Below are 23,105 nucleotides of genomic sequence, written 5' to 3' on the forward strand. Positions count from 1 at the left end.
TACATTGGTTACTGGTTTACTACCTGCTCATCCACTACGCATCGGAACCCCACCGTGGCACAGCGATCCAGGCCCGGCCATGTCAGCAGGTATTTGGCACCAAAACGGGTGTCCTGTGCGCCCTGATCGGCGTACCACTCCGAAGCCCGATTGACGTACCAGGCTCCTCCCCGCAAAATGCAGAATCGGTTGTAGCCGTCGGTGCGCTCGCTTTCGGTCAGTTGCCAGACGTTGCCGCTCATGTCGAACAATCCCTGTTTTGTTCGGCCTTTGTCGAAGCGGTTGACGGCCGTTGCTCCTTTCCATTGTCCGGTGTTCACTACGGTCGAATCGAAGGAATTGCCCCAGGGATAGCGGGTCTGAGCCGCCCCGTTTTGAGCCGCCCATTGCCATTCGGCTTCAGTAGGAAGTCGTTTCCCGGCCCATTTGGCGTAGGCACGGGCATCGTCCAGCGTCACCCAGACCACCGGAAAATTCTCCTGACCAGCGGGCGGAGCGTTATTCACCCAATGCTTCAGGAAGTTGTCGCGCTGCGGTGGTTGATAGTGGCTGGCTTTTAAAAACTGGGCGAATTGCGCGTTCGTCACGAGGGTTTCATCCATGGCAAACGGCCTGAGTTTTACGGTCACCTCGCCGGTTGTCAGTTCGTTGCGGGCCTGGCTGTAGGAATAGTCTACAAAATGGCCAATCGGATAAAAACCGCACTCCCGCTGCCGGAAGCTGAACGTCATACGTACCGAATCCGGGGCGACAGGAATAGATACCATGCCTTTCGGTACGTTATTTCTTGCGTATCGTTGGGTAGCCGCTACGGGTTTCAACTGGGGTTTTGGCAAGTGAAACGTGGTGCTATAGTCGGCTCGTTGGCGGATGTCAGCCTGCTTTTTCAGAAAGGCCAGGAAGTCGGCGGTCAGTTCCGACTCGGCAACAGCCAGAATGCAGCCAATCGCTTTGGGACCGTATTCGGCATACAAACTCATCTTCCCGTTGGCGCGGCCTGGTTTTAGCTCTTTCCCCGCCAGCAGGTCGAAATAGCGGACGCCCGGTACGTCGTCCTGCTCAAAAAGTTTACCCCTCGTCCATTGCTCCTGCCGGTTGACGATTGTCCATAATGTATTTTTACCCAGTTGCCAGCTACTGGCGAATACCCGATTCAGTTGAATCAGGAACAGGGGTGTCCAGGTGCCTTCCGTAAAAAATTGGGAATAGCGCCGTTGAATGGGCAGCATGGCCCGGAGCAGCGACCGATCGCGCGGATTGACTTCGTTGACCGTACCGAACACATTTTCCCAAATCACAATACCGCAGCCGTTGATCCAGGCATTCTGGAGCAGTGTCGATTGCTCGTGGCTGAAACGGGAAAGCCGGTAAATCATGTGCCGCTGTTCCAGCCACCGATTGCGTACCAGCAGGGGCACTTCACCAAACTCAAGGTTTTTGTATTTCTCATTCCAGCCCACTTCCAGCCACGATTGATGCACCTGATTCAGCACCTCCGGCCGAATCGGTATTTCCGACTGAAAAATAGCCCCGGCATTGGCCTGCTGCATTCTCTGAAAAAAGCCGTCGAAGTTTGAAATCGTATCCAGATACACGCCGTCAGCGCCCGTTTCGGTGAGCAGATCAAGCAGCTCGTCTTCATCGGTTTTGCCCTGATTCCGGGCGATGTTGTCCCAGGGATTGTAGGCAATCATCAGCTTTTTGCCGAGTTGATGCAGCTCATTACATAACTGTTTGAGCCCTGCAACACCACCCGGCAGATTTCGATAAAACGAGTACTGAGTCCGGTTGTCGAAGCCCAGTTGCGGGTAGGTCGGCCACAAAACCACTACGTCGACACCACCGTAGTTGGCTTCGTATTTTTTCAGGCAGTTCCTGATGTCATATCTCCCGTTTTTATCATACAGGGTCGTTTCGTTAGCCATCAGGAAATACGTAGCATAGGCACTGGACGCCCACTTGTACTTGTTTTTCTGGTAGTTCTCACCTTTGTAATTCAGGGAGTATAGCGTCGAATCTTTCCAGGCCCGTAATTCAGAACGCCACGCATCCCATTTGTCCGGTGCCGTGGGCGCTTCAATCAGTTGGTAATACTTTTCAGAAAGGGCATTTCTATTTTGTCCGAACGTGTTTCCCGCCCAGCAACACAACATCCAAAAACTGACAAATCCCTTTCTGAGCATACTGCTTTTCATAAAAAAACAATCTCTTCTTTCTGTGGCGTCAGGTTCTTAAACCTGACGCCACTAACACGCCACTAGAATCTCCGTCAATTCATTACCTCAATTCGCTCGCTATTCTTTTGTGTTAGCATCGCACCTGTTTTCTCCAGTTTCTTATCACCAATGGCCACGTTTTTTAGTTTTATGCCCCGTACGTCGTCCACATAAAAAGCGGGCCGGGCATCGGGTTCGTTGCAGGTAACTGTCACGTCATCAAGGACTAACCCATTTACGTGCCTGACATAAAAAGCACTCGCTGGCAGCTTTGTCCCGAATGTCAGCCTGTTTTCCGGATACCCCTTTACGTCTTCGCGGATGATCGCCGGAAACGTTTTGATTGAATCAGCAGAAACGCCTTTGGGCACCGTTATCCGAATATTGGAAAGCCGGATATCTTCGGCCGGACTTTCTTCCAGACCGGCAATAATGGTTGGGATAATACTACGGGTTTCGGCCCTGATGTTCTGGATGTTGATGTGCCGCATCACCGACGGCTTTTTATCCGGGTTCAGGAACCGCCTGCCCACCCGGATAAAAATTGGGCTCAATACGTCCGTCATGATAATGTCGGAGATAGTAATGTTCTCCACGATGCCGCCATCGACACCCAGAATCACAATACCCGTGTTGACACTCGTTTCTTCGGGCCTATGCACAATGCTGGCAGGCATTGGCCAGTGCCGATACCCGTTCACCGATCCTTTTTTGATGACACAATTGCTGACGGTAATATTTCGGAAGCCCGTTCGGGAGCCGGTGCCAAATTTGATCCCGTTGCAGATGCTCGACAGCACACAGTTGGTGACCGTTATGTTTTCGCAGAATTTATCGAGGTACTCGCTTTTAAAGCAGAGGGCGTCATCTTCCGAGTCGATGCGGCAGTTGGAAATGATGACGTCTTTTCCGTCAATATCCAGCCCGTCGCAATTCCAGTTCACCCAGCTTCGGAGGTATATTTTATTGATAGTGACGCGCTCACAACCCGATATAGACACGGTTACCTGCGCCGAGTTGAGAATATTGATGCCTTCCATCAGCACATCCTGACAGCCGATAAAGAAGATGTTCTTGGGCTTGCCGTCTTTGTTCAGCCCCAGTTGAAACGCCTTCCCTTCGCCAGGACCGCGTAACGTACCCAGCCCAATAATTCCGGTATGCGTTGCCTTGTCGGCAATAACCAGGGCTTTCATGGATTCGACATATAGGCCGTTGTGCGTGATTGTCCCGAATTTTTTGGCCGACAGAATGGTATGCTCGGGATAATCGGCGGGCTTGTAGCTCCCCTGTAGAACCGCGCCCGCCGACAAGTGTAGATAGACGTTTGACTTCAGGAAAATTGTGCCTGTGTAATACGTACCGGCAGGCACCAGTACCTCACCCCCACCTTTGCTATAGCATTGATCAATAGCCGATTGAATGGCTTTCGTGTTCAGAAACGTACTATCCGTTCTGGCCCCAAAATCACGAATATCGTACGTCTGGGCATACGCCTGACAACTCAACAGGAAGGCAATAACCAGGGTCAATACGTTGTAATTCTTCATAGTAGAACAAGCCCCATTATCCGGTTGACAAACCGGATACCATCAACTTTATCATTCACCCTTTTTCCGGCGGTTGCACTATGGAAACAGGTGTTTTGTTGGCCTTAGCCGGTCAATGGAATGAGTCAGCATACGTGGGCCTCAGGGGATACCTGTTAAACAGACACCATTCTGTTTTTTCCCATCTTTTCGACAAGTAAATCTTTGGGGAGTGCCAACGAAAGCGCTGACAACCGATGAAGCCAGATTAATGGCTACTAGAGCTTACCCGCTTTCAGCTGCCGGACAGCATAATCGGCCGCGCGGGCTGTCAGGGCCATGTACGTTAACGATGGATTCTGACAAGCCGAGGAAGCCATACTGGCACCGTCTGTTACAAACACATTTTTGACCGAGTGTATCTGGTTCCATTTGTTCAGCACCGACGTTTTGGGATCGAGACCCATGCGCGCGGTTCCCATTTCGTGAATGGCCAGACCTGGTGCCTGATGATTATCAAACGCAGCCGTTATCCGAATGCCAGCGGCTTCCATCATCGCTTTGGCCTGTTCGATGGCATCAGCCGTCATTTTATCTTCGTTGTCGCCCCAACTGCAATCAATGTCAAGAGTGGGCATACCCCACTGATCTTTGTTGGCCTGATTCAGTTTAACATGATTTTCGTAGCGCGGCAGCATTTCGCCCATGGCCGTCATGCTGAACGACCATTCGCCCGGATGGGTCAGCGCTTCTTTGTACTCAGCCCCGAAACCCGCCACCGAATGGCCCCGCTCCCAACCGGCCCGGCCTCCGCCACAGGCATACGCGTAGCCACGAACAAAATCTTTTTGACTGTCATTCAGTACGTTACGGAATCGGGGTACGTAAGTGCCGGTTGGCCGACGTCCGTAATAATAGTTGTCATCCAGATCCTTGCCTTCGTAAACACCAGCTACCCGGCCCCGGTAATTGTGATCCATAAGATAATGACCCAGCGCCCCACTGTCGTTGCCAAGCCCGTTGGGAAATCGGTTCGAGGTCGAATTGAGCAGCACCAGCGTGGAGTTGAGCGTAGCGGCATTCACGAAAATGATGCGGGCGTAATACTCGGTCATCTCTTTCGTGTTGGTGTCGATTACCCGAACGCCCGTTGCCCGTTGTTTCGCTTCATCATAAATAATGGAATGAACCACCGAGAACGGGCGGACGGTCAGCTTGCCGGTTTTAGCCGCTGCGGGCAACGTAGCGGAGTTGCTGCTGAAATACGCGCCGTATAAACAACCCCGGCCACACCAGTTGCGCGACTGGCAATCGGCCCGGCCCAGCGCCAGATGAACAGGTTGCGCTTTACTCAGATTAGCCGTCCGGCTGATGATCAGATGGCGATCAGCGTACTCTTTTTTCCAGGCATCGCGCACGCTTTTTTCGATGCAGTTCATCTCGAAAGGCGGCAGAAATTCGCCATCGGGCAGCGTCGACAGGCCATCTTTATTGCCACTGATTCCCGCGAATTTTTCAACGTAGCTGTACCAGGGAGCTAAATCCGGGTACCGAATTGGCCAGTCGACACCATGACCGTCTTTCAGATTATCCTCAAAATTAAACGGTGCCCAGCGTTGCGTCCACCGCGCCCAGGACAGCGACTTACCGCCCACCTGATAGCCCCGAATCCAGTCGAATGGTTTGGTCTGCTGGTACGGATGATCGGTATCCCGGATGAAAAACTGCCCGGAATATTCGTTAAAAGCATAGCCTACTTTAGCCTGCGTAGGGCTTTTTTCGAGTACATCGAGCGGGTAGCGGCCCCGGTGGGTCATCTCCCAGGGGCTGGACATAGTGGTTGGGTAATCTTTCACATGCTCGACAGGTCGGCCACGTTCCAGCACGAGTGTCCGTAATCCTTTCTGGGTTAGCTCTTTAGCGGCCCATCCGCCACTTATACCCGAACCGATGACAATGGCGTCGTATGTGTTTTGCTGGTTCGCTTTTCCTATGAGGTTCATGTGGTGTTTAGGTTTAGGGTACGGTTTTTTCGACAGGATGAACAGGATTTTCTTTTCAATTAGATTAAGAACCTGTTTAAACTTTTTTTCTGGAAGGTGAATTAGGCGTTTTTGTCATCCCGAGGAACGAGGGATCTTCGGTAGTAGGATTGTTTTTTATTTCTACCGAAGATCCCTCGTTCCTCGGGATGACAAAAGCACTTATTGCCAACTCAATTATGAAAGTTTAAAACAGGTTCTAGAAAAAATCTTGTAAATCCTGTTAATCCTGTCAAAAAAAAATCAGTTTACATCAAGCAAATCTTTCTCCACGATTTTCCCGCTCACTTTATCTTTCAGAATCAGTTTGTGGCGTCCGTCGTGGGTGATTTCTTCTTTGATCAGGTAAAAATCGGCATCGTATTCCGTCAACGTTTTTTCGAACGACAAGCCTTCCTGCCCACGCCAGACGGGTAAGTTGACGGGTTCCCACTGCTTCGACTCCGCCGAGCGGTAGGCGGCATCCAGCACGGCGTTCACTACGTAGCCATCGTAGAAGGTTTCAGCGGGTTGCCGCCCTTCTTCGCAGGATTTGAACATGTCGGTAAACATGTGATTATAGCCCAGGTCATTTACCTCATCACCGACCGGAAAGAGCCAACCGGAGTTGGATTCGGCCTTTTCCGCAACGTAGTCCGCCCCTTTACCGGATGTGTACATCTCGAAACCGGTACGCAGAAAATTGTTGATCCAGATGGTGCCTTCGGTACCCATGACCTCATCGCGCAGGTCCATACCGCCCCGGAACACCCAGCTAACTTCAAACTGTCCGATGGCTCCGTTTTCGTATTTTACCAGCGCAATGGCGTGGTCTTCGGCATCGATGGGCTTCACCTGCGTAGCCGCCCAGCACATCACCTCCACGGGCCGAACATCTTTCCCGATAAAACTCCGGGCGATTTCGACGCAGTGGCAACCCAGATCGAGCATACAGCCGCCACCCGCCTGCTCTTTGTCCCAGAACCAGTTGGAGTGCGGGCCAGGGTGCGCTTCGCGGGATTTCGCCCATAAAATTCGGCCCAGCGCCCCACTTTTAACGCTTTCCAGCGCCTTTAAAAACTTGGGCGAGTAACACAGGTCTTCCAGATAACCCCCAAAAATACCGGCTTCTTCAACAGCCTGCATCATGTGTAGGGCTTCATCGGCGTTACGTCCCAGGGGCTTGGTGCAGACGACGTTCTTTTTGTGTTTGGCGCACAGCAACACGGCTACCGCATGGAGGTTATTGGGCAGGGCAATGCACACCATCGTTACGTCGGGGTGGGCAATCACTTCCTCCATATCCGTCGACCAGATGGCGCAACCGTAGTCGGCGGCAAATTTTTGGGCGGTTTCCTCCCGGCGGGCATAGATGGCAATGACACGGTCGCGGCTCCGCTGCCCGTGAAGAGATTCGGCGTAGAAGCGGCCAATGAAGCCGCCCCCCAGCATGGCAATTCGTTGCATATCTATATGTTAGTGGTTTAGGAACTTTGACAAAGTTTAAAACTTTGTCAAAGTTGAAAGTTAACAGTTAGGTGGTTTTGATAAGTTTCATGCCGACGGGGTCCCAGTTGATCACCTTGCGTTGCTCGGCGCTCAGGTTTGCCGCCAGCGAAGGCGCAGCTGCCCGTAAGCCAAATTCGGCGTCTTCTTTTACGAGCGACGGGTTGTTTTCCCGAATGGCATTGAAGAACACGATCATGTGATCCAGCCGGTCGTCGTAGCCAGCCGGGGTGTTGAACGCTACGGCGGGTTCGTTTTGTATTTGCCGGGTAAACTGCCCCGCCGGGTATTTCTGGTCATACTGACGGATGAACTCCTCTTGCATTGTCTTTGGGTAGGTAAACAACGCGTCGTAGCCGGTACTGTACATGGGCGCATTGGGCCGTTTGAGCCGATTCATCACAAACGAATTCCAGCCAATATCAATGACGCCCTCCGTCCCGACCAGGCGCGTGTGAATGTCGCCCCCGGCACCTGTTGCCAGATTGACGCGGGTGGTAAACTGAAACGAGGGGTTTTTATCGGTCTTGGGATAGTCCATAATCGCCGTGACAAGGTCGTAGGCATCCCGGCCATCTTTCCAGTAATTCAAATCGCCCAGGGCAAAAATCCGGGTCGGCCCCTGCGAGCCCGTAATGGTGTGTACACCCGTGAGCAGGTGAGCGAATAAATCCCCGGCCACACCCGTTCCATATTCTTTGTAGTTGCGCCAACGGAAAAAGCGTTCGGCCTGAAAGGGTCGTTTGGGCGCATCGCCCAGGAAGCGGTCCCAGTCCACGTCTTTCGGGTCGAGATTCGGCGGCAGCGTATACTGCCAGGCACCCAGTGCATCCGTCCGGTCCAGAAACGTTTCTACGGAGGTCAGCTCGCCAATGTTACCGGCTTCGTACCGTTTCTTCGCTTCCAGCACAGCGGCACTACTTGCCCGCTGGCTACCCACCTGAAAGACTTTGCCTGATTTTTTGTGGGCATCGATTACCGCTTTCCCCTCGTCGATATGGTGAACCATCGGTTTTTCACAGTAGACGTGTTTGCCAGCCTGGAGAGCGGCAATCGAGATTTTGTCATGCCAGTGGTCGGGTACGCAAATCAGTACGGCATCAACGTCTTTTCGGGCCAGCACTTCCCGATAGTCTCGGGTTGTGAAGAGGTCATTGCCCCAAACTTCTTTTGCCCGAACGAGTCGCGGGTCGTAGAGGTCGGCCACGGCAACGACTTTTGTACCAGGTACTTTCAGCGCGCAATCGAGATCGTAATGGCCGATGATACCCGCGCCAATAAGGCCAATGTTGATCGTATCAGCCGCTGAGCGTGGTTTTAGCGGGGTAATCAAATGACCTGAGCCAGCGTGTAGACACCTTGTTTCGGCATTGGCCAGTGCGGTGCCACCCGCCAGCAAGGCGGTGGTGCCACTCAGTTGTCGGAGAAATTTACGTCTTGAATTCATCTATTTAAGAATAAGAATTTCGTTGATTTATAAGGAGTTAACAAAGCTGTACAAGGCCGTTGGATTTTCGATCATCAGGCGGTTCCAATACGCGCTCAGCCCGCGTCGGTCGAGTTCGTCGCGGAAGGTTGTCAGCAGGTACGTTAGGCCCGGTGAGCCGCCGTAGGAACGCCAGTACGTGTTTCGGGCGGCATCCATTCCGGCTGTAATCTGATCAGGGAAATCGGGGAGCAGCGTTTCAAGTAGTCGATACGTCCCGTTTTCTTCCCCTTTTTTCCACCGAAAGGCGCTATCAAATTCAACCCGAACGCCCGTTTTCAACAGCTCCCGATGATACGCTACGTCCTGACAACGATCTACGTGCGAGATGACCACGTGGCTCAGATCAGCACCGAGTTTAGCGAACAGCTCGGCTTGTTTTAGCGCATGACGACCCGCATTACTATGGGTCAGAATCGGTACGCCCGTTTCGCGGTGGGTATTGACCACGGCCCGAAAAATCAACTCCTGGTGCGGGCTTATCGGATCATCACCCGTGGCCAGTTTGATCATCCCGGCTTTGTGTGGCGTTCGGTCAATAATCGGCCCGTTGTAATCGTAGCGATCAATACCATCGACTACATCGGCGATGAACAGGCGCGTTAACTGATCTTCGGAATACTGATACCGCCAGTGGGATGGCGGGTAATATTGCTCCAGGTGAATGCCCGTTGGGGCCACAATCTGAATCCCGGTTCGGCGCGATACCTCCGCCAGTTTCAGTACGTTCCGACCGCAGTTAGCGGGCATCGTATCGACCATCGTTCGTCCGCCAGCCGCGTACACCTGTGTGAGTTCTGCCGATACCTTATCGACATCGTTCAGCAGAAAATCCGGGTTCGCCAGCGTCGGAAAGCTTTCCTCAATGATGAGGTGCTCGTGGGCATACGTAATGCCCGCCTGTGCGGGCGGAATATCACCTAAAACGGTTCGGATAAAGGACATAAGTACTACGGCTAATTTACAGTAGCATATTTTCAATTGAGATTTTTTTGTCATGCTGAGGTACGAAGCATCTTCGGTAGCAGCACCAATCCAAGTACCGAAGATGCTTCGTGCCTCAGCATGACAAAAAATAACCTAAGCTTTTTAGACTTGAGTACTTAAGGTAAATCAGGTTAGTGCTGAACGTTGACTTCTGTCTGCGGCACCACATTATTTCGCCAGCCGTTTCGCGACGTATCGGCTACATTATCAGGAATGTCAAGAATGGCACCCAGTTCGTACAAATCCTGTTGAAGCTGCTTCACATTCAAGCCATTAGCAGCTTCATCGTTTCGGAGTGATTGCACAGCCGCCAGTCCGGCCGCCTGCCCCATCGACATGGTTTGGGCCATCGACCGGCAGGACGCGTGGGCATCGTGCGTGGCCGAAAAACACCGACCAACGACCCAAACTGACTGACTCCCTTTCGGCACAATCGTACCGTAGTGAACGCCATAGATCCCTGAACCGGGAATATACTCCCAATAGGTTTCGTCGGCTCCGCTGGCATCATATCGGTGGTCTTCGATGGGTGCTCCGCAGAGAAAAATACGGTCGTCGGGCAACAGTCCCGCCAGGCATTCTTTTTTCGTTAATCGATGTTCGCCGTACACGCGCCGGGTTTCGCGAACGCCAATCTGGTGCGACAAACCAATGATATTGGCGTTTTGATAACCGGGTACGTCGTCCCGAAAAAAGTCTTCGTAAATGAACGCCTGTCGTCGCCCTTCCACTTCAGCTTTGGTCAATTCGTCGGCATTCAGCGCCGACAGACCGGCTACTTTCACGGCTACGGTTGAGATACACTTTTGCGCGTTCATCTCGTGGGCTGACCCTTCTTTTCGGGGCAAGGGATGGCGTCCGCTGGTAACGGCCTCGTTCATTTTTTGGGTCAGCATCGTTTTGCCACCCGCCCGCTCATACTCGTCCAGTTCGACATTGCTCATGCGGAAGGTCGTCGTCAGGCTTTGGGCGGGTTCGTGTTCTCCAGCAGTTTCATAGGCAAAACCCGCCAGATGACAGAAATCGGCATCGCCGGATGCGTCGATGACCCGCCGGGCCAGTACTTTCTGAAAACCGCCTTTATTCCAGAAAATACAGGCATAGTGCTCTCCTTCGGTTGCTACGTCGATCAGCGTGGTATGCAGGAGGTACCGAATGCCCTGTTGCTGAATCAGTTGATCCCAGATGAGTTTCAGGCGTTCGGGATTGTAGTTCACGCCCGTTCCGGCACCGTAGGTATTAGGCCGCAAAAACACTGCGCCCACTTTATCCAGTTCGTTCACGATGCGGTCGGGCCAGCCGCCCACAATTTTGCGCGGTCCGCCGTTGCGGGACGTAGCGCCGGGCGTAAAAAAGCCGTAAAACGTATCGAGCATCTGGGTAGACGTACCGCCCGGAAACCCGTACCGCTCGACCAGCATCACCGACAGGCTTTGATCGCGGGACGCAGCCGACAGCGCGGCCACGCAACCCGCCGAACCCGCCCCGATGACCAGAATATCGGTTTCGGCTAATAGCGGAATATGGAGATGATTGAAAACGGTTGCCATCTTATACACCAAACTGTTTTTTTACCACCTGTCGACTCATTTTCAGGCTTTCACGAATGGGCCGGGTGGGCTTGTACCCATATGGAAAAGCCAATTCGACGGTCATATCGCCCGTATAGCCAAGCTGTTTCAACTGGCGAGCAATCGCTCCGAAGTCCATAATGCCTTCGCCCAGCGCTTCCGACCAGACACCCGTCCAAAGGTGGTCGCGCAGGTGCATGTACACAATCTTATCCGCGTAGGTTTTCAGGAAGGTGGGCACGTCGACTTTGGCCTGAAATAGCCAGTCGAGGTCAGGGCCCAGGGCAATGTCGGGTACACGTTGCAGGGTATTTGTCAGATCATATAGCCCATTCTCTACTTCGTAGGTATGGTTGTGCAGGTTCGGAACGACCTTATATTGTTTGCCGATGGTCTGAATCTGTTTCAGCGTCTCAGCCTGTACGTCGAACTCCTCGGGCGTCTTTTTGCGTCGGGCATCCCCGACTGACAGGCCCAATACCCGCCCGTTTAGTTTCGCAATTCGTTCGATGACTTTTCCAGCAATGTCTACGTTTTCGGCCTGTTTGTTTTTGTCCCACATGCTCTGCCCATGCGATGCCCCAATCAGCGATACGCCGGTTTTCTGCATCAGATCGCCAATTTTCGCGACGGAATCGTCATGGTGTAAGGCTACATCCATCAATTCAATGCCGTCAAACCCGGCGTATTTCACATCGGCAAAGACGCTGTCGAGCACTGAAAAACAGTCATACTTTGGCATATCGGACGAGAATACCCATACATGAGCACTCACCAGCGGTTTTTGATGGGGCATATCCGCAAGCGACACCTGTTGAGCGAGGGCCAACGACCCGGCCGCCGTTCCTAAAAATGTGCGTCGGTTCATCATAGCTGCTCTGGTGTAAGGGTATCTGCCTGATCGCTTACGTAGGACGGTATGCCCACGTTCTGGTATAGTCTGGCGAGCCGGTGGGCGTGTTCGTCATAAGCACTTTCGAACAGCGTAACGGCCCGCTCCGAACCGACCACGTTGGCTGCGGATAAGACGTTTGGCGGATGCCCGGCCTCGGTAAGCCGTTGGGCTGTTTCGGCTTTGATGCAGTTCACGACCACCGCCCCGCCTACGGTCGAACCCGGCGCTACGGGTGTATCCAGCCCCGGAACGGTAATCATGGCATCGCCAACGGGCGCGCCCGTGTCCAAAATCAGGTCGGCAAAGTCGCTTAATTTTTTACCATCAGCTCGTTTGCTGGTGCTTTTTTCAGCGTGTTGTTTGGTGATCAGCGCCACAACCTTTACGCCCTGTTGCTGAAATAATTCAGCCATTTCGATGGGCACTACGTTACAGCCACTGGACGAGATAATCAGAGCTGAATCCAGATTCGAGAGGTCGTAATTACGCAGGATACGCTGGGCCAGTCCCGGTACGTTTTCCAGAAACATGGCCTGCCGTTGCCCGTTAGCCCCGACTACGAGGTTATGAAACGAAAGCGATAGTTCGACAATGGGATTGAAGCCTGGAAACGAGCCGTATCGCGGCCACATTTCCTCGACCATAATCCGGCTGTGGCCACTACCAAACAGATGCACCATGCGTCCGGCGAGAATGGTCTGGCTAAACCAGTCGGCGGCTTGCTGAATGGCTTGTGACTGTGCTTCTATGGTGTCCAGCAAAGCCCGGCTCTGCTGGATGTATTGTGATGTGAGGTTCATGATTTGTAGATTGATAGTCAGGACTTGTCAAGATTGGTAAGAAATTGTCAAATGTGGTCAAGGTTGGTCAGGTGTGGTCAATTCCTGACAATCCCTGACTATTTCCTGACTCTTTTTCACTCTTTCAAAAAGGCCGCAGCACCGATAGCCCCGGCCCAGTCTTCAAAATAAGCTTTACGTATCGTCGTCTTTTTACCCGCCGGTCGCCATTCAAACAGATCAAAAAAGGTGTGAAGCGGGTCCAGCAAAGCCCGGTCAGCCTGCATGATACCGCCACCCAGCACGATGACTTCCGGCGAGAACGCATTGGCGAGCGAGGCCAGTGACACGGCCAGTTGCCGGATCGACGTGAGCCAGACCTGAGTGGCCAGCGGTTCGCCCTGCTGATACCCATCGACCAGTTCATGTGTAGTCTGGTAGCGGCCAAACGACCGCCGACCCACCGTTACGTTACCGATGGCATCTTCCACACTACCAGGCATGTTGGTAATATCGAGATGCACACTATCGGCATGGATGGCTGTATGTCCGAGGTGACCCGCCATCTGGAAGAAACCCTGGTAGAGTTGTCCCTTCAGCAACAGGCCACCTCCTACGCCCGTGCCCAGCGTGAGCATCAGCCCATGCTGTACGCCTTTTAAAGTTCCGAAACGAGCTTCGGCCATCAGAGCTGCATGGGCGTCGTTCAGCACCCGAACGGGCTTATCCAGATAGGCTGACCAGTCGAATCCTTCGAGCCCCTGCAACCGGCCAGGCATACAGGCAATGGCCGTGTTATTGGGCGTAGGCAAACCCGGTGCCGACAAGCCAATGCTCAGAATCGATTCGGTGGTCTGCTGGCTCAACGCCTGAACAGTATCCGCGACCGCTCGTTGCCAATTCCCGTTCTCACCGTCGCCGGTTGGCGTAATCAACTGATGGAGAACCGTTCCTGTGATCGTGTCGATCAGTACGCCTTTGATGCGGGTACCGCCTAAATCAATGCCGATTGCCTGAGTCAAATTGGTTACTGAATTATTGATTATTGAGGTTTTGGTGATCAGCCACTAATCACTAAATCTGTCCTTCGCTGATGCTCCAGCCGCCATCGACGGACAGCACCTGACCCGTGGTGAACCGGGACGCGTCGGACAGAAAATAGACGGCCGCACCATCGAGGTCGCCGGGATGGCCAATGCGTCCGCCGTCCAGCGGCTGTTTGGTCTGGATAAACGACAAAATAGTATCATCCTGAGCGGCCCGCTGGGCCATGGGTGTTTCGACCAGGGCCGGAGCCAGTACGTTGATCCGTATATTGTTCGGTGCGTAATAGGCCGCGATTGATTTGGTGAAGCCAATCACCGCCGATTTAGTGGCGGCATAGGCATGGGTAGCGAAATAGGCGGGCGAAGGTCGTGAACCCAGCACCGACCCCATGTTCAAAATAGTGCCGCCGGTTCCCTGTTCCAGAAACGCCTGCACAGCCGCCTGATTGGACAGCATGAGCGATGTCAGATTCAGAGAAAAGGTGTAATTCCAACCGTCGATACTCAGTTCGTGGAGCGGACCATCACCAAAGCGTCGGCCGCTGCCACCCGCTACGTGGTAGAGCCCGTCGAATCCACCGAAAGCCTCCTGACAGCGTTCTATAGCCGTTTGAGCTGTGGCTGGCTCTGTTGCGTCACCACTGATGGCAATGCCCCTACCTTGCAACTGGACTTCGGCTAGCCGACCATTTCCGGCATCACGCCCGACTACGATGACTGATGCCCCTTCTTCGACAAACGCTTTAGCCGCCGAGAAACCCAGACCGGTCGTTCCGCCGATAATTACAATACGTTTCTGCGCTAACCACTGACCCATGTCATCGAATTCGTTGCTTCCCTTTTTTCTATGACGAAGGTAGCAACATTCCTAGTCAAACCAAATAACTTATTATAATAAGTTATCAATATATAGTATATAAATCTGTTTATCAGTGTTTTAAAATATATATTACAGTATATATTATTATAAGTAACCCAAGACTTGGAGCAACATTTATACTTGATGTATTATCTTTATAGGTGATATGACTGACCAGCCCAACCGCATTCCACAGTACCAATATTTATATGAAACGCTCCGGCAGGACATTATCCGGGGGGTATTCAAAGCGGGGGATTTATTGCCTTCCGAAAGTGTACTACAACAGCAGTACCGGCTAACGCAACCTACAATTCGGCAAGCGCTATCGCTACTAGTCCAGGAGGGCTATATCAAGAAACATCAGGGAAAAGGCAGCATCGTACAGGCGATTCCGATCGGGTTGGGGGTCATGTCGCTGCAAACGCATGTTGCGCATATTGACGAGAACGAGGCAGTCTCAGAAGGGCTTTCCGCTGAAGTGATTACCACGATCATCCTGGCCAAACCCATTCTATGCCCCTTTCCTAACGAACTGTTGTTTTACCCCACTGATGAGACGCCAGATACCCAATATTATTGTCTGGAGCGACTTCGGTCGGTGAACGGTAATCCCGTGTTTTTCGAAAAGTTGATTTTACCGAATCGGTATCTACCCAATTTATCACGTCAACGGCTGACGAACCGCTCATTTTTTGATCTGCTGCGAACAAAATATGGCCTGGTGGTCACGGGGGGGGAGCAAAAAATTCAGGCCTTGCCTGCTGAGAACCACATAGCCAATCAACTTCAGGTTGAACCGGGCAGTCCCGTTTTGAGGCTGGAAAAACGGATTGACACCAATAAAAGTGATTTTAGTTTTTATTCGCTCCTATTCGCCCGTACCGACCAGTTTTTGCTGCAAGGGCGGTTCTGACACCCTTAACCGCTATCAATCCGCTTCGGTGACCTTACCCCCCACCACAAACGTTTCGCCGATATTTAGTTTCTCGGCCATGTAATAGGCCATGAAATTGAACGGGATAATGTTGTGAAGGATAGATAAGTGTTCGTCAACCGCATTAGCCGATTGAACGGGGACTTCAACCGTGAACACATGTGCTCCCGCTTTTGTGATCATCTCCGATAGTCGTTGTGTCCGTTCATAGGCTGGTCCCTTCGCCAGAATCTGAATCACGATACTGTCTTTAGCCGTTTCTTTTGGACCGTGGTCGTACTGCGCCATTGGAAGGCCGTGAAAATTCAGTTTTGTGCTCTCGCTCAGAATAAGGGCGGCCTCGTAAGCCGTGCCAATGTTGGGACCGCTACCCGTTACGTACATGCCGTGAATAGGAAATTGGCTACGGACCGCCAGCACCTCTTCGGCCAGTTTGTGGCCCTGCTCGCGGTACTGCTGAAAGTTTTCAGCGATCAGAGTTACGGCTGCATCGGGCGAAAGTCCAAACCCTTTGAACAGGGCAATCAGCGTGTTGACGTAGGTTTTAGAAGATGAGTAGTATTCTTCCCCCGCCATGATAGGTACTACGCGGGCCACATTCGGCGCAGTACACAGATCGCTGGTTGAGTAGTTCGATACCGCTACGTACTGATCGACTATTTCCCGACACCAGAGTACTTCGCTGCTTCGGCCCGATTGCGAGAGCAATACGGCCATTGGCGCTTTCTGGCCTTTAGTGCTGTAGTATACATATTCTGACGCCAGCTCGGGCTGGATTGGTACCCCCATGTACTTAAATGCTAATGGAGCAAAGTAGGATGACCCCATACCCAGGTAGGGTACGTATACCGGCAAGGAAGTAGTGGGGCTGTTCAACACGTCCCTGGCTCGGGCCGGTATTTCCAGAATTTCGTTCAGAATAGGATTCATAGCGGTTGGGTTAGAGGTGGTTTTTCGTACGATAAGGTTAGTGCACCAATGATCGCCAGCGCAATGCCCAGCGATTCAATTATGGAAAGACTTTCGTTCAGGAAAATCATCGCCAGTATTATTGTAAAAACAGGCTGCAAGGCACCCGCAATTGTGGTCACTTTAGACGCTTTGCCTTCGGCGCTGTAAGCCGCAAAACTAGCCAGCACGCCAAGGCCATTGAGCATACCTGCCAGCGAACCGATTGCCAGCGTTTTGGTGGACATGGCAAAGTCTGCCCAGCCAAAAACAACGAATAAAAGCGCAATCAGCACCGAGGAGATGATGAAGCTCACATACGACCATTCGGCTGAAATATAGTTGGTTGTCTCTTTCTGGGCCGCACTAAACACCCCCCAGAAAAACAACGCCACCAGCGAATACAGCAGCCAGGAGTTCAGACCGATACTACTAAAAAAAGCGGTTGGGTTGTCGAACAACAGTGATTCGCCCGAAAGCATGACCACAGCAGGAATGGCCAGCAAAATGCCGATCCCGTTGACCCAGTTCAGCTTTTCCCTGAACACTAGCAAGGCTATTCCGATGGTCACGAGGGGATACAGATTCGTTACGGGTATTACAATAGCGGCCAGTCCTCCCGACGTAAAGGCCTGGTATACGGCAACATTGCCAATGACCGCCAGAACACCCGCGACCAGACCCCACAGAATACCTTTACGATTAGGCGTCGTGATTCTGACCTTTTTGATCACCAGCGGCAGGGTCAGGAGCATTCCTATGCTGAACAGCACATGGTTGGTAAACGGGCTGACCTGGTCAGAGATCAGCTTGGCCACAACGCCCCATGTGCCCCAGAAAAAGGCAGCTGCTATCGAATACAGAATCCAGTGTTTCATATAAATTGAATGAGTGAAAGAGTGAATGAGTGAAAGAGCGGGCTGGCGCGTCAACAAGAATTATATGCCATCCATTCGCTGGGGTGCCAGCCCGCTCATTCACTCATTCACTCTTTAAAAAGCGCGGCACTACCCAGAATACCCGCCTGTTCGTGCAGTTCCGAGATAAGAACGGTGGTTTTATAGGCTTTAAAGGGACGTAATAAGCCGGGCGTTTGCAATTGATCTCTTTCGTTTTTGCTGAGTCCCTTGGCAATACCTCCGCCCAGCACAATGACGTCGGGGGCGTAGAGGTTTATGTAATTATCGATGCCGGTTTTCAGGTAGCCAAGGTACTCGTCCACGATCGCTTCGGCATCCGGGTTCCCGCTATGTTTCTGGGCAAAAATCGACTCGGCAGTCAGGGGTACCTCCGGGTACTTCTTCGACCATCCCAGGCGGGTTGCGATCCTGCCAACGCCAGCTCCCGAAACCAGCGATTCGAGGCAGCCCGTTTTGCCACAGTAACAGACAAAATCGTTGGTGGTAATGGTCATGTGGCCGCCCATATGCGCAAACGGTAGTTGTCCGTCGAGCTTCCCGTCAATCGTAAAGCCAACGCCCAAACCCGTTCCCAAGGTGAGTACCAGAACGCGACTGACCGGAACGCCGGAACGCCCCCGCCCGTGTCCATAAATCGCTTCGCCGAGGGCTACCACACGCGCGTCGTTGTCCAATCGGCAAGGCAAATCGTGCTGTTGCTGAATGTGAGTAGCCAGCGGATAATCGTCCATAAATTCCAGAAAACCATAGGTTGAGTCTACGGTTCCGTCGGCAAAGACGAAACCCGGTACGCCTATGCCAACCCCCGCCAGAAAAGCCTGTTCAGTAGCCGCTTTGCGTTTAAACTGACTGATCGCTTCGCCAATGGTTTTCAAGAATTGATCCCCATCTTTGGTTTCGGTTGGGGTAATGAGTATGCCTTCTACCTGACCACTACTCAGATTGACAAGCCCGATTTTGGTTCGAGTCCCTCCAATGTCGATGCCGATTGCGAGCGTTTTCAAGTATAGGTTGAGGCTAATTTATTTAGTTAAACGGAACAGTTGCTTTTTTTCCCGGTTTACCTAATTAATCTTGCGTAGAGTTCCTAAATGGAGAGTTGTAAACTGGTCATTTTTCAAATCACCTAGCACTACAACGTTAAGCCTCACTGAATGTACTGTACCTGAAGCCTTGTGGTATTATGAGCCTTCTCTTTAAAAAAACAGCCTAAATGTATGCAACCGATTATGGCCTAAAACCGTCTTGAGTTTGCCTTTTTCGAGGGGTAGTGTCTGGTCGTCGGTTTCAATATGCGTTGTACTGAACCCTTTTTCGATTGGACTAGCAGCCGAAATCGTAACCGGCTTGTTTTCATCCGCCACATTCCACACCCGTAACACAACCCCTTTCTCAATCCCTTCTTCAGCCGGTTTTAATGCCCAGATCACAGTATTAGGTTCTGAAAACGAGATGAGAGAAAACTGCTTTCCATCATAACCTGGTCCACCTTGTACGGCATGAGCAATTAGCGGATTTTGGTGTTCCAGGGAAAACCGCATGGCTTCGTTCGATTTAAAGCGTCCGGTGTGTGGTTTCAACGCGAAGTAATGCTCGAAATAGGAGTCTCCATCCTGATTGACCATACCTAAGGCATTATCGATCTGGCCAGCGGCCAGTACGTTCAACTGGGGCGTGTGATCATCTAACTTCGTATTGGTACTCTTACCAACTTTCATAAAATACGCATCCCGGTTGGATAAAATCATCCCATTGCCCTCATCCGACATATCTGCAAAATGATTCATCGCCAGCCAGTCAAACCGACTTGCCGTATCCGCATAATGGCCGCCTTTTGTGATCGATTTAACGTGCAGAATAGCTCCCGCTTCTTCGTGCCACGTATCCGGCTTGTCGAGATTCAACGAAAAGGAATAGGTAATGGGCTTGGCATCCAGATTCTGGGTAATGTAGTTTTCAATTTCAATGCGTTCGCTGTTGTTAAAAAGGGTCAATTTAGTCGTGTGTTTAATCGGCTTGTAAGACGAAGCCACCAGCGTAGCGGAAACGGAACCCTTATTTTCTAGTTTTATTTTTTCACCCGCATTGCCTGTACCTGAGCCTAGATCATTGGCGTATAATTTATCAATTGCCTTGATGCATTCTCGGTTGGTCGATTTATCAATCAAACTCGTAATAACGCCCTGTGCAGTGAATTTCAGTTTATAAAATTTATTCTCAATAGTACTATCCGTTACGACAAGATTAGTTGGAAAAACAGTCGGTTTTGTAGTTTTCTGTATGTCAAATACTTTATAGCCTAGTGAAGGAATATTGGTGGCTAAAATCCGGAGATAGGGTTCTCCTTTTTTCGTAATCAATTGAAAAGGGACCTCTTTACGCTCTGCTTTATCAATAACCCGAATGGCTGCTGAGCCACTATAAGGATAATCACTATAATCCGTTCGAGTCCAGTTTAAGGGATTGAAGACATAAAATGTCTCCGTAGCGCTTCGGGGTTTTGTAATTAATTGACCCAGTCGTTTCAGTGATCGATTATAGAGGGTATCCACATAGCTTATAAAAGTGGCAGCCGTTTTCTTTTGCCAATCGGCTCGTTGTTTGCGGGTAATATGCGGCCCATCGGCTGTCCAGTCGTGTTCGAAATACATACCACACGCCAGCCAGGCTTTCTCTTTTTGGGCGACTAGATCGGTCGCGAAGGTTTTATCTTTCAAGGCGATCATGGTATAGAGCGCTTCGGCCGTTCGTAGCTTTTCGACGGCCCGTTTTACTGACGCTGATACTTCGGCCAGCGAGGCAAAACTATTCCCCCATTCGGTGCTGCCATAGGAGATGGTTTCGGTCGGTAAGGAAGTGCCATATTGCTTTTCAAAATCTTTAAAGAAGTCGATTTCGTTTGAGACTATGACCTGATAAGCAGAATCCGACTTCTCCCTGGCAATTTTAGGGAAATTACTGGTGAGTGTTTTCAGGTCATCCCCCCCTTTGCCAAAAGCCCCGGCGATCGCATACGGGTAACCGGGATCATTCATCAATGCCTTACAGTCAATAACCGCATTGGCCTGATGCGAGGCTTCCAGGTACGTTCCCAGATTATAGCGGTACTCTTTCCGGTTGGTGATCATGGATGGATTTACCGAATACCATTTCATCAATACCTGTTGATCGTCCAATCCTTTATACCAGTACATTTGATGTTTATGCCGGTCGAGACCCGTTACTTTAGTCGCACAGGCGCATACCCCTTTCCAGGAATAGTGAGCGCCTGACCCAGCCCATAACGACGATAATCCCAGGGGCAACACCTGATCTTCCATATTCAGGACCAGAGATAAGTCAAGGCTGTATTTTCGTTTCAGCGAACCAGCATAATACATATCACGAAGGGTGGCTTCGGCGGGTGCTGCCCCCAACAACACAATCATTGAATTGAGCGGCACCGTAATCTTACCGGCTTTAATCTGTTTAATAAGTTTGTCAAACTGTGCCGCCGAGCGTGTTTCCCGATAGTTATACACCCAATAAGAGCCATCGCAATTCCATTTACTTTGCAGATTATAAGGCAGATGAGCCGTAGAATCATTAAGCTTAATATAATAATCCAGCATCTCAGAAAACGCCTTTTTATAGGTTTCTTCATCGCCCGTCCACATAAAATCAGTGTGATCGTCGTTGGCCAGGTATATTTTTTTCGGCTGTGCCTGAAGAGTAAATGCGAAGATTATTAAAGAAAGGGTGAGAGTAACTATTTTCATAACAGGTTAAACCATTTAAACTATGCATACCAGTAGCACCACCAATCCACTCAATACCCTGGATTCTATGTAAACGCTGCATTCAGGCTGATTTCCCGGTAAGGAATCGGAAAAAGTTTTCGTTCGGGGGCAACGCTCCTATTTTTAAGGGTTACATCCAGCGTACTGTATTTGGCTAGGTGCATCGTGGCTACGTCTTTTCCCCAGCGAATCAGGTCGTGCCAGCGGTGGCCTTCAATACAAAGCTCCAGCCGACGCTCTTTCTCCAAAGCCAGTTGTGTATCGGCTGACGAAAGACCGCTTAGGTTAGCCAGTCCGGCACGCTTCCGGATGACATTTATCTGCGCAAGGGCCTCGGTCGTTTTACCTGTTTGATTCAGTGTCTCGGCATACAGCAAGACGACATCGGCATAACGCAACACTGTCCAGTCGTTCTCACCTTCGTTGAGCTGGGTAATTTTATAGACAAATTTTTTCGACCAGTAGTAAATCAGGGCATTACTACCAAATTTATACACACTCAGAAACGCATCCCGACGCAGACCGCCAGCCTCAAAAGCGTCATACAAATCCTGCGTTCCAATGTTTGTTCCCCCGCCGTGACCCCCACAAACTGGTGCAAATACGAAGGCAAATGAATTGCCTTCGCCAAATCCACTGCTAACGTACTGGACCGCAAACATAATTTCGTCATTGTTATCTTTCCCCAGGCCAAACACGTCAGCCAGGTTGGGCAGAATCCGGTAGGTACCACTGTTGATTACCTCGGCCAGCTTGGCTGCGGCTTCCGCGTATTTTTTCTCCTGCACATACACTACCAGGTTAAAGTACATCAGCGCCCGTAGAAATTTTGCTTCGCCGATGTACTGGTTTTTAAGCGTTGCGTCCATCATTACAGACTCAATCCGGGCTAGAATTATATTGGAACCCGCAATGGTTCGGTAGGCATCATTCCAGGCCGTTGAAACCCCGGCAGACGTTGACCGCCAGGTTAGTTTGTCATATTCACCACTACCGGATTCACTTTCGGGAAACGACTGCGTATTGTCGGAAGGCAGTTCGGTATACTGCCAGAAACTATTCTAACCTAAGTTGTGCGATATACGATATACTTACAAAAAAGTGATCTTCCCCCAGAAAAGCGCTCCAGTATAAAGTAGAGAAAATCGGGCAATGGTAGTATCTTATAACAAGTAGACAATTGTCATGAAGAAAACCAAGTTCACCGAAGCCCAACCGGGTGGCCAGAGCCATCGTCTTTGCCCTCAAGCAAGCTGGGACTGGAGTGGTCGTGGCCGAAGTATGTCGCAAAATGGCATCAGCGAGGCTACCCAAATCTTGGTTTCTTACCAGCCTTCAAACCTAAAGACCGTCGCGGTAGCCTCAAGTTACACGACTCATCTTGGAATCGTACAACGGCTCAAATCTAAAGGGTGATGCGGCAGTATCTTGTATTGATCCTTTTGCATACGATAACTCGACCGGTACGCCGGAGCGGGCTATTCCCTTGAATGCTTCGTCATACACACATGGTCCGCCATTGCGGTCGTTTAACCATGGTTGAATTGAATCGGACCGCCAAAGCGGTTTATCTCCAAACTTGCCTAAAAAAGTCTCCAGTCAAATGTAACAAGTCCAGTGCTGATC

17 protein-coding genes are annotated in these 23,105 nt (G+C 51.1%); 1 reads left to right on the top strand and 16 read right to left on the bottom strand.

Translation table 11 applies throughout. The features are described from left to right. Positions 1-8 precede the first annotated feature (8 nt). The 11 genes from WBJ53_RS19225 to WBJ53_RS19275 form a co-directional block, all read right to left on the bottom strand. A complete protein-coding gene (locus tag WBJ53_RS19225; protein ID WP_338869085.1) occupies positions 9-2,183 on the bottom strand; it encodes an SUMF1/EgtB/PvdO family nonheme iron enzyme in 2,175 nt (724 codons plus the stop codon). A gap of 86 nt (positions 2,184-2,269) precedes the next feature. Next, entirely contained in the window at positions 2,270-3,766 is a 1,497-nt protein-coding gene (locus tag WBJ53_RS19230; RefSeq protein ID WP_338869087.1) for a glycosyl hydrolase family 28 protein, read from the bottom strand. A gap of 257 nt (positions 3,767-4,023) precedes the next feature. Then, positions 4,024-5,748, bottom strand: a complete 1,725-nt coding sequence (locus WBJ53_RS19235; protein WP_338869089.1) for a GMC family oxidoreductase — start codon at positions 5,746-5,748, stop codon at positions 4,024-4,026. A gap of 282 nt (positions 5,749-6,030) precedes the next feature. After that, positions 6,031-7,233, bottom strand: coding sequence for a Gfo/Idh/MocA family oxidoreductase (locus tag WBJ53_RS19240; protein ID WP_338869091.1), 1,203 nt, complete (start codon positions 7,231-7,233; stop codon positions 6,031-6,033). Positions 7,234-7,300: 67 nt separating this feature from the next. Further along, positions 7,301-8,719: a Gfo/Idh/MocA family oxidoreductase gene (locus WBJ53_RS19245; RefSeq protein WP_338869093.1), complete on the bottom strand. Its 1,419-nt coding sequence runs from the start codon at positions 8,717-8,719 to the stop codon at positions 7,301-7,303. A 27-nt stretch (positions 8,720-8,746) separates the two neighbouring features. Continuing rightward, entirely contained in the window at positions 8,747-9,703 is a 957-nt protein-coding gene (locus WBJ53_RS19250) for an aryldialkylphosphatase (protein WP_338869095.1), read from the bottom strand. A 173-nt stretch (positions 9,704-9,876) separates the two neighbouring features. Further along, a complete protein-coding gene (locus WBJ53_RS19255; RefSeq protein ID WP_338869097.1) occupies positions 9,877-11,295 on the bottom strand; it encodes an FAD-dependent oxidoreductase in 1,419 nt (472 codons plus the stop codon). Between the two features lies 1 nt (position 11,296). Beyond that, positions 11,297-12,187, bottom strand: a complete 891-nt coding sequence (locus WBJ53_RS19260; protein ID WP_338869099.1) for a sugar phosphate isomerase/epimerase — start codon at positions 12,185-12,187, stop codon at positions 11,297-11,299. After that, positions 12,184-13,011 carry an SIS domain-containing protein gene (locus tag WBJ53_RS19265; protein ID WP_338869101.1) on the bottom strand — a complete coding sequence of 276 codons (828 nt, stop codon included), beginning with the start codon at positions 13,009-13,011 and terminating at the stop codon, positions 12,184-12,186. Before WBJ53_RS19265 ends, WBJ53_RS19260 begins: the two co-directional genes overlap by 4 nt. Positions 13,012-13,127: 116 nt before the next feature. Beyond that, a complete protein-coding gene (locus WBJ53_RS19270) occupies positions 13,128-14,012 on the bottom strand; it encodes an ROK family protein (protein ID WP_338869103.1) in 885 nt (294 codons plus the stop codon). Between the two features lie 52 nt (positions 14,013-14,064). Continuing rightward, entirely contained in the window at positions 14,065-14,853 is a 789-nt protein-coding gene (locus tag WBJ53_RS19275; protein WP_338869105.1) for an SDR family oxidoreductase, read from the bottom strand. 208 nt (positions 14,854-15,061) lie between these two features. Here WBJ53_RS19275 and WBJ53_RS19280 point away from each other — a divergent pair, with 208 nt between their 5' ends. Next, positions 15,062-15,811 (top strand): GntR family transcriptional regulator, encoded by a 750-nt coding sequence (locus WBJ53_RS19280; RefSeq protein ID WP_338869107.1) that lies wholly within the window; start codon positions 15,062-15,064, stop codon positions 15,809-15,811. 15 nt (positions 15,812-15,826) lie between these two features. On the opposite strand, the gene WBJ53_RS19285 is transcribed toward WBJ53_RS19280, so the two are convergent. The 5 genes from WBJ53_RS19285 to WBJ53_RS19305 all read right to left on the bottom strand — a co-directional run bounded on the left by WBJ53_RS19285 (position 15,827) and on the right by WBJ53_RS19305 (position 22,516). Next, positions 15,827-16,762: a hypothetical protein gene (locus WBJ53_RS19285; protein WP_338869109.1), complete on the bottom strand. Its 936-nt coding sequence runs from the start codon at positions 16,760-16,762 to the stop codon at positions 15,827-15,829. Continuing rightward, positions 16,759-17,658, bottom strand: a complete 900-nt coding sequence (locus tag WBJ53_RS19290; protein ID WP_338869111.1) for a DMT family transporter — start codon at positions 17,656-17,658, stop codon at positions 16,759-16,761. The genes WBJ53_RS19285 and WBJ53_RS19290 overlap by 4 nt, the downstream gene beginning before the upstream one ends. A 107-nt stretch (positions 17,659-17,765) precedes the next feature. Next, on the bottom strand, positions 17,766-18,704 hold the full coding sequence (locus WBJ53_RS19295; RefSeq protein WP_338869113.1) for an ROK family protein: 939 nt from the start codon (positions 18,702-18,704) through the stop codon (positions 17,766-17,768). A gap of 192 nt (positions 18,705-18,896) precedes the next feature. After that, the gene (locus WBJ53_RS19300) at positions 18,897-21,458 is read right to left on the bottom strand and encodes a glycoside hydrolase (RefSeq protein ID WP_338869115.1); all 2,562 of its coding nucleotides are present in this window, start codon (positions 21,456-21,458) and stop codon (positions 18,897-18,899) included. A 65-nt stretch (positions 21,459-21,523) separates the two neighbouring features. Further along, on the bottom strand, positions 21,524-22,516 hold the full coding sequence (locus WBJ53_RS19305) for a RagB/SusD family nutrient uptake outer membrane protein (protein WP_338877209.1): 993 nt from the start codon (positions 22,514-22,516) through the stop codon (positions 21,524-21,526). Between the last annotated feature and the right edge of the window lie 589 nt (positions 22,517-23,105).

Source organism: Spirosoma sp. SC4-14, assembly GCF_037201965.1.
Lineage (GTDB): Bacteria > Bacteroidota > Bacteroidia > Cytophagales > Spirosomataceae > Spirosoma.

Coding starts and splice junctions, on each gene's coding strand:
- WBJ53_RS19225 (WP_338869085.1), bottom strand. CDS start 2,183: ATGCTCAGAAAGGGATTTGTCAGTTTTTGGATGTTGTGTTGCTGGGCG.
- WBJ53_RS19230 (WP_338869087.1), bottom strand. CDS start 3,766: ATGAAGAATTACAACGTATTGACCCTGGTTATTGCCTTCCTGTTGAGT.
- WBJ53_RS19235 (WP_338869089.1), bottom strand. CDS start 5,748: ATGAACCTCATAGGAAAAGCGAACCAGCAAAACACATACGACGCCATT.
- WBJ53_RS19240 (WP_338869091.1), bottom strand. CDS start 7,233: ATGCAACGAATTGCCATGCTGGGGGGCGGCTTCATTGGCCGCTTCTAC.
- WBJ53_RS19245 (WP_338869093.1), bottom strand. CDS start 8,719: ATGAATTCAAGACGTAAATTTCTCCGACAACTGAGTGGCACCACCGCC.
- WBJ53_RS19250 (WP_338869095.1), bottom strand. CDS start 9,703: ATGTCCTTTATCCGAACCGTTTTAGGTGATATTCCGCCCGCACAGGCG.
- WBJ53_RS19255 (WP_338869097.1), bottom strand. CDS start 11,295: ATGGCAACCGTTTTCAATCATCTCCATATTCCGCTATTAGCCGAAACC.
- WBJ53_RS19260 (WP_338869099.1), bottom strand. CDS start 12,187: ATGATGAACCGACGCACATTTTTAGGAACGGCGGCCGGGTCGTTGGCC.
- WBJ53_RS19265 (WP_338869101.1), bottom strand. CDS start 13,011: ATGAACCTCACATCACAATACATCCAGCAGAGCCGGGCTTTGCTGGAC.
- WBJ53_RS19275 (WP_338869105.1), bottom strand. CDS start 14,853: ATGGGTCAGTGGTTAGCGCAGAAACGTATTGTAATTATCGGCGGAACG.
- WBJ53_RS19280 (WP_338869107.1), top strand. CDS start 15,062: ATGACTGACCAGCCCAACCGCATTCCACAGTACCAATATTTATATGAA.
- WBJ53_RS19285 (WP_338869109.1), bottom strand. CDS start 16,762: ATGAATCCTATTCTGAACGAAATTCTGGAAATACCGGCCCGAGCCAGG.
- WBJ53_RS19290 (WP_338869111.1), bottom strand. CDS start 17,658: ATGAAACACTGGATTCTGTATTCGATAGCAGCTGCCTTTTTCTGGGGC.
- WBJ53_RS19300 (WP_338869115.1), bottom strand. CDS start 21,458: ATGAAAATAGTTACTCTCACCCTTTCTTTAATAATCTTCGCATTTACT.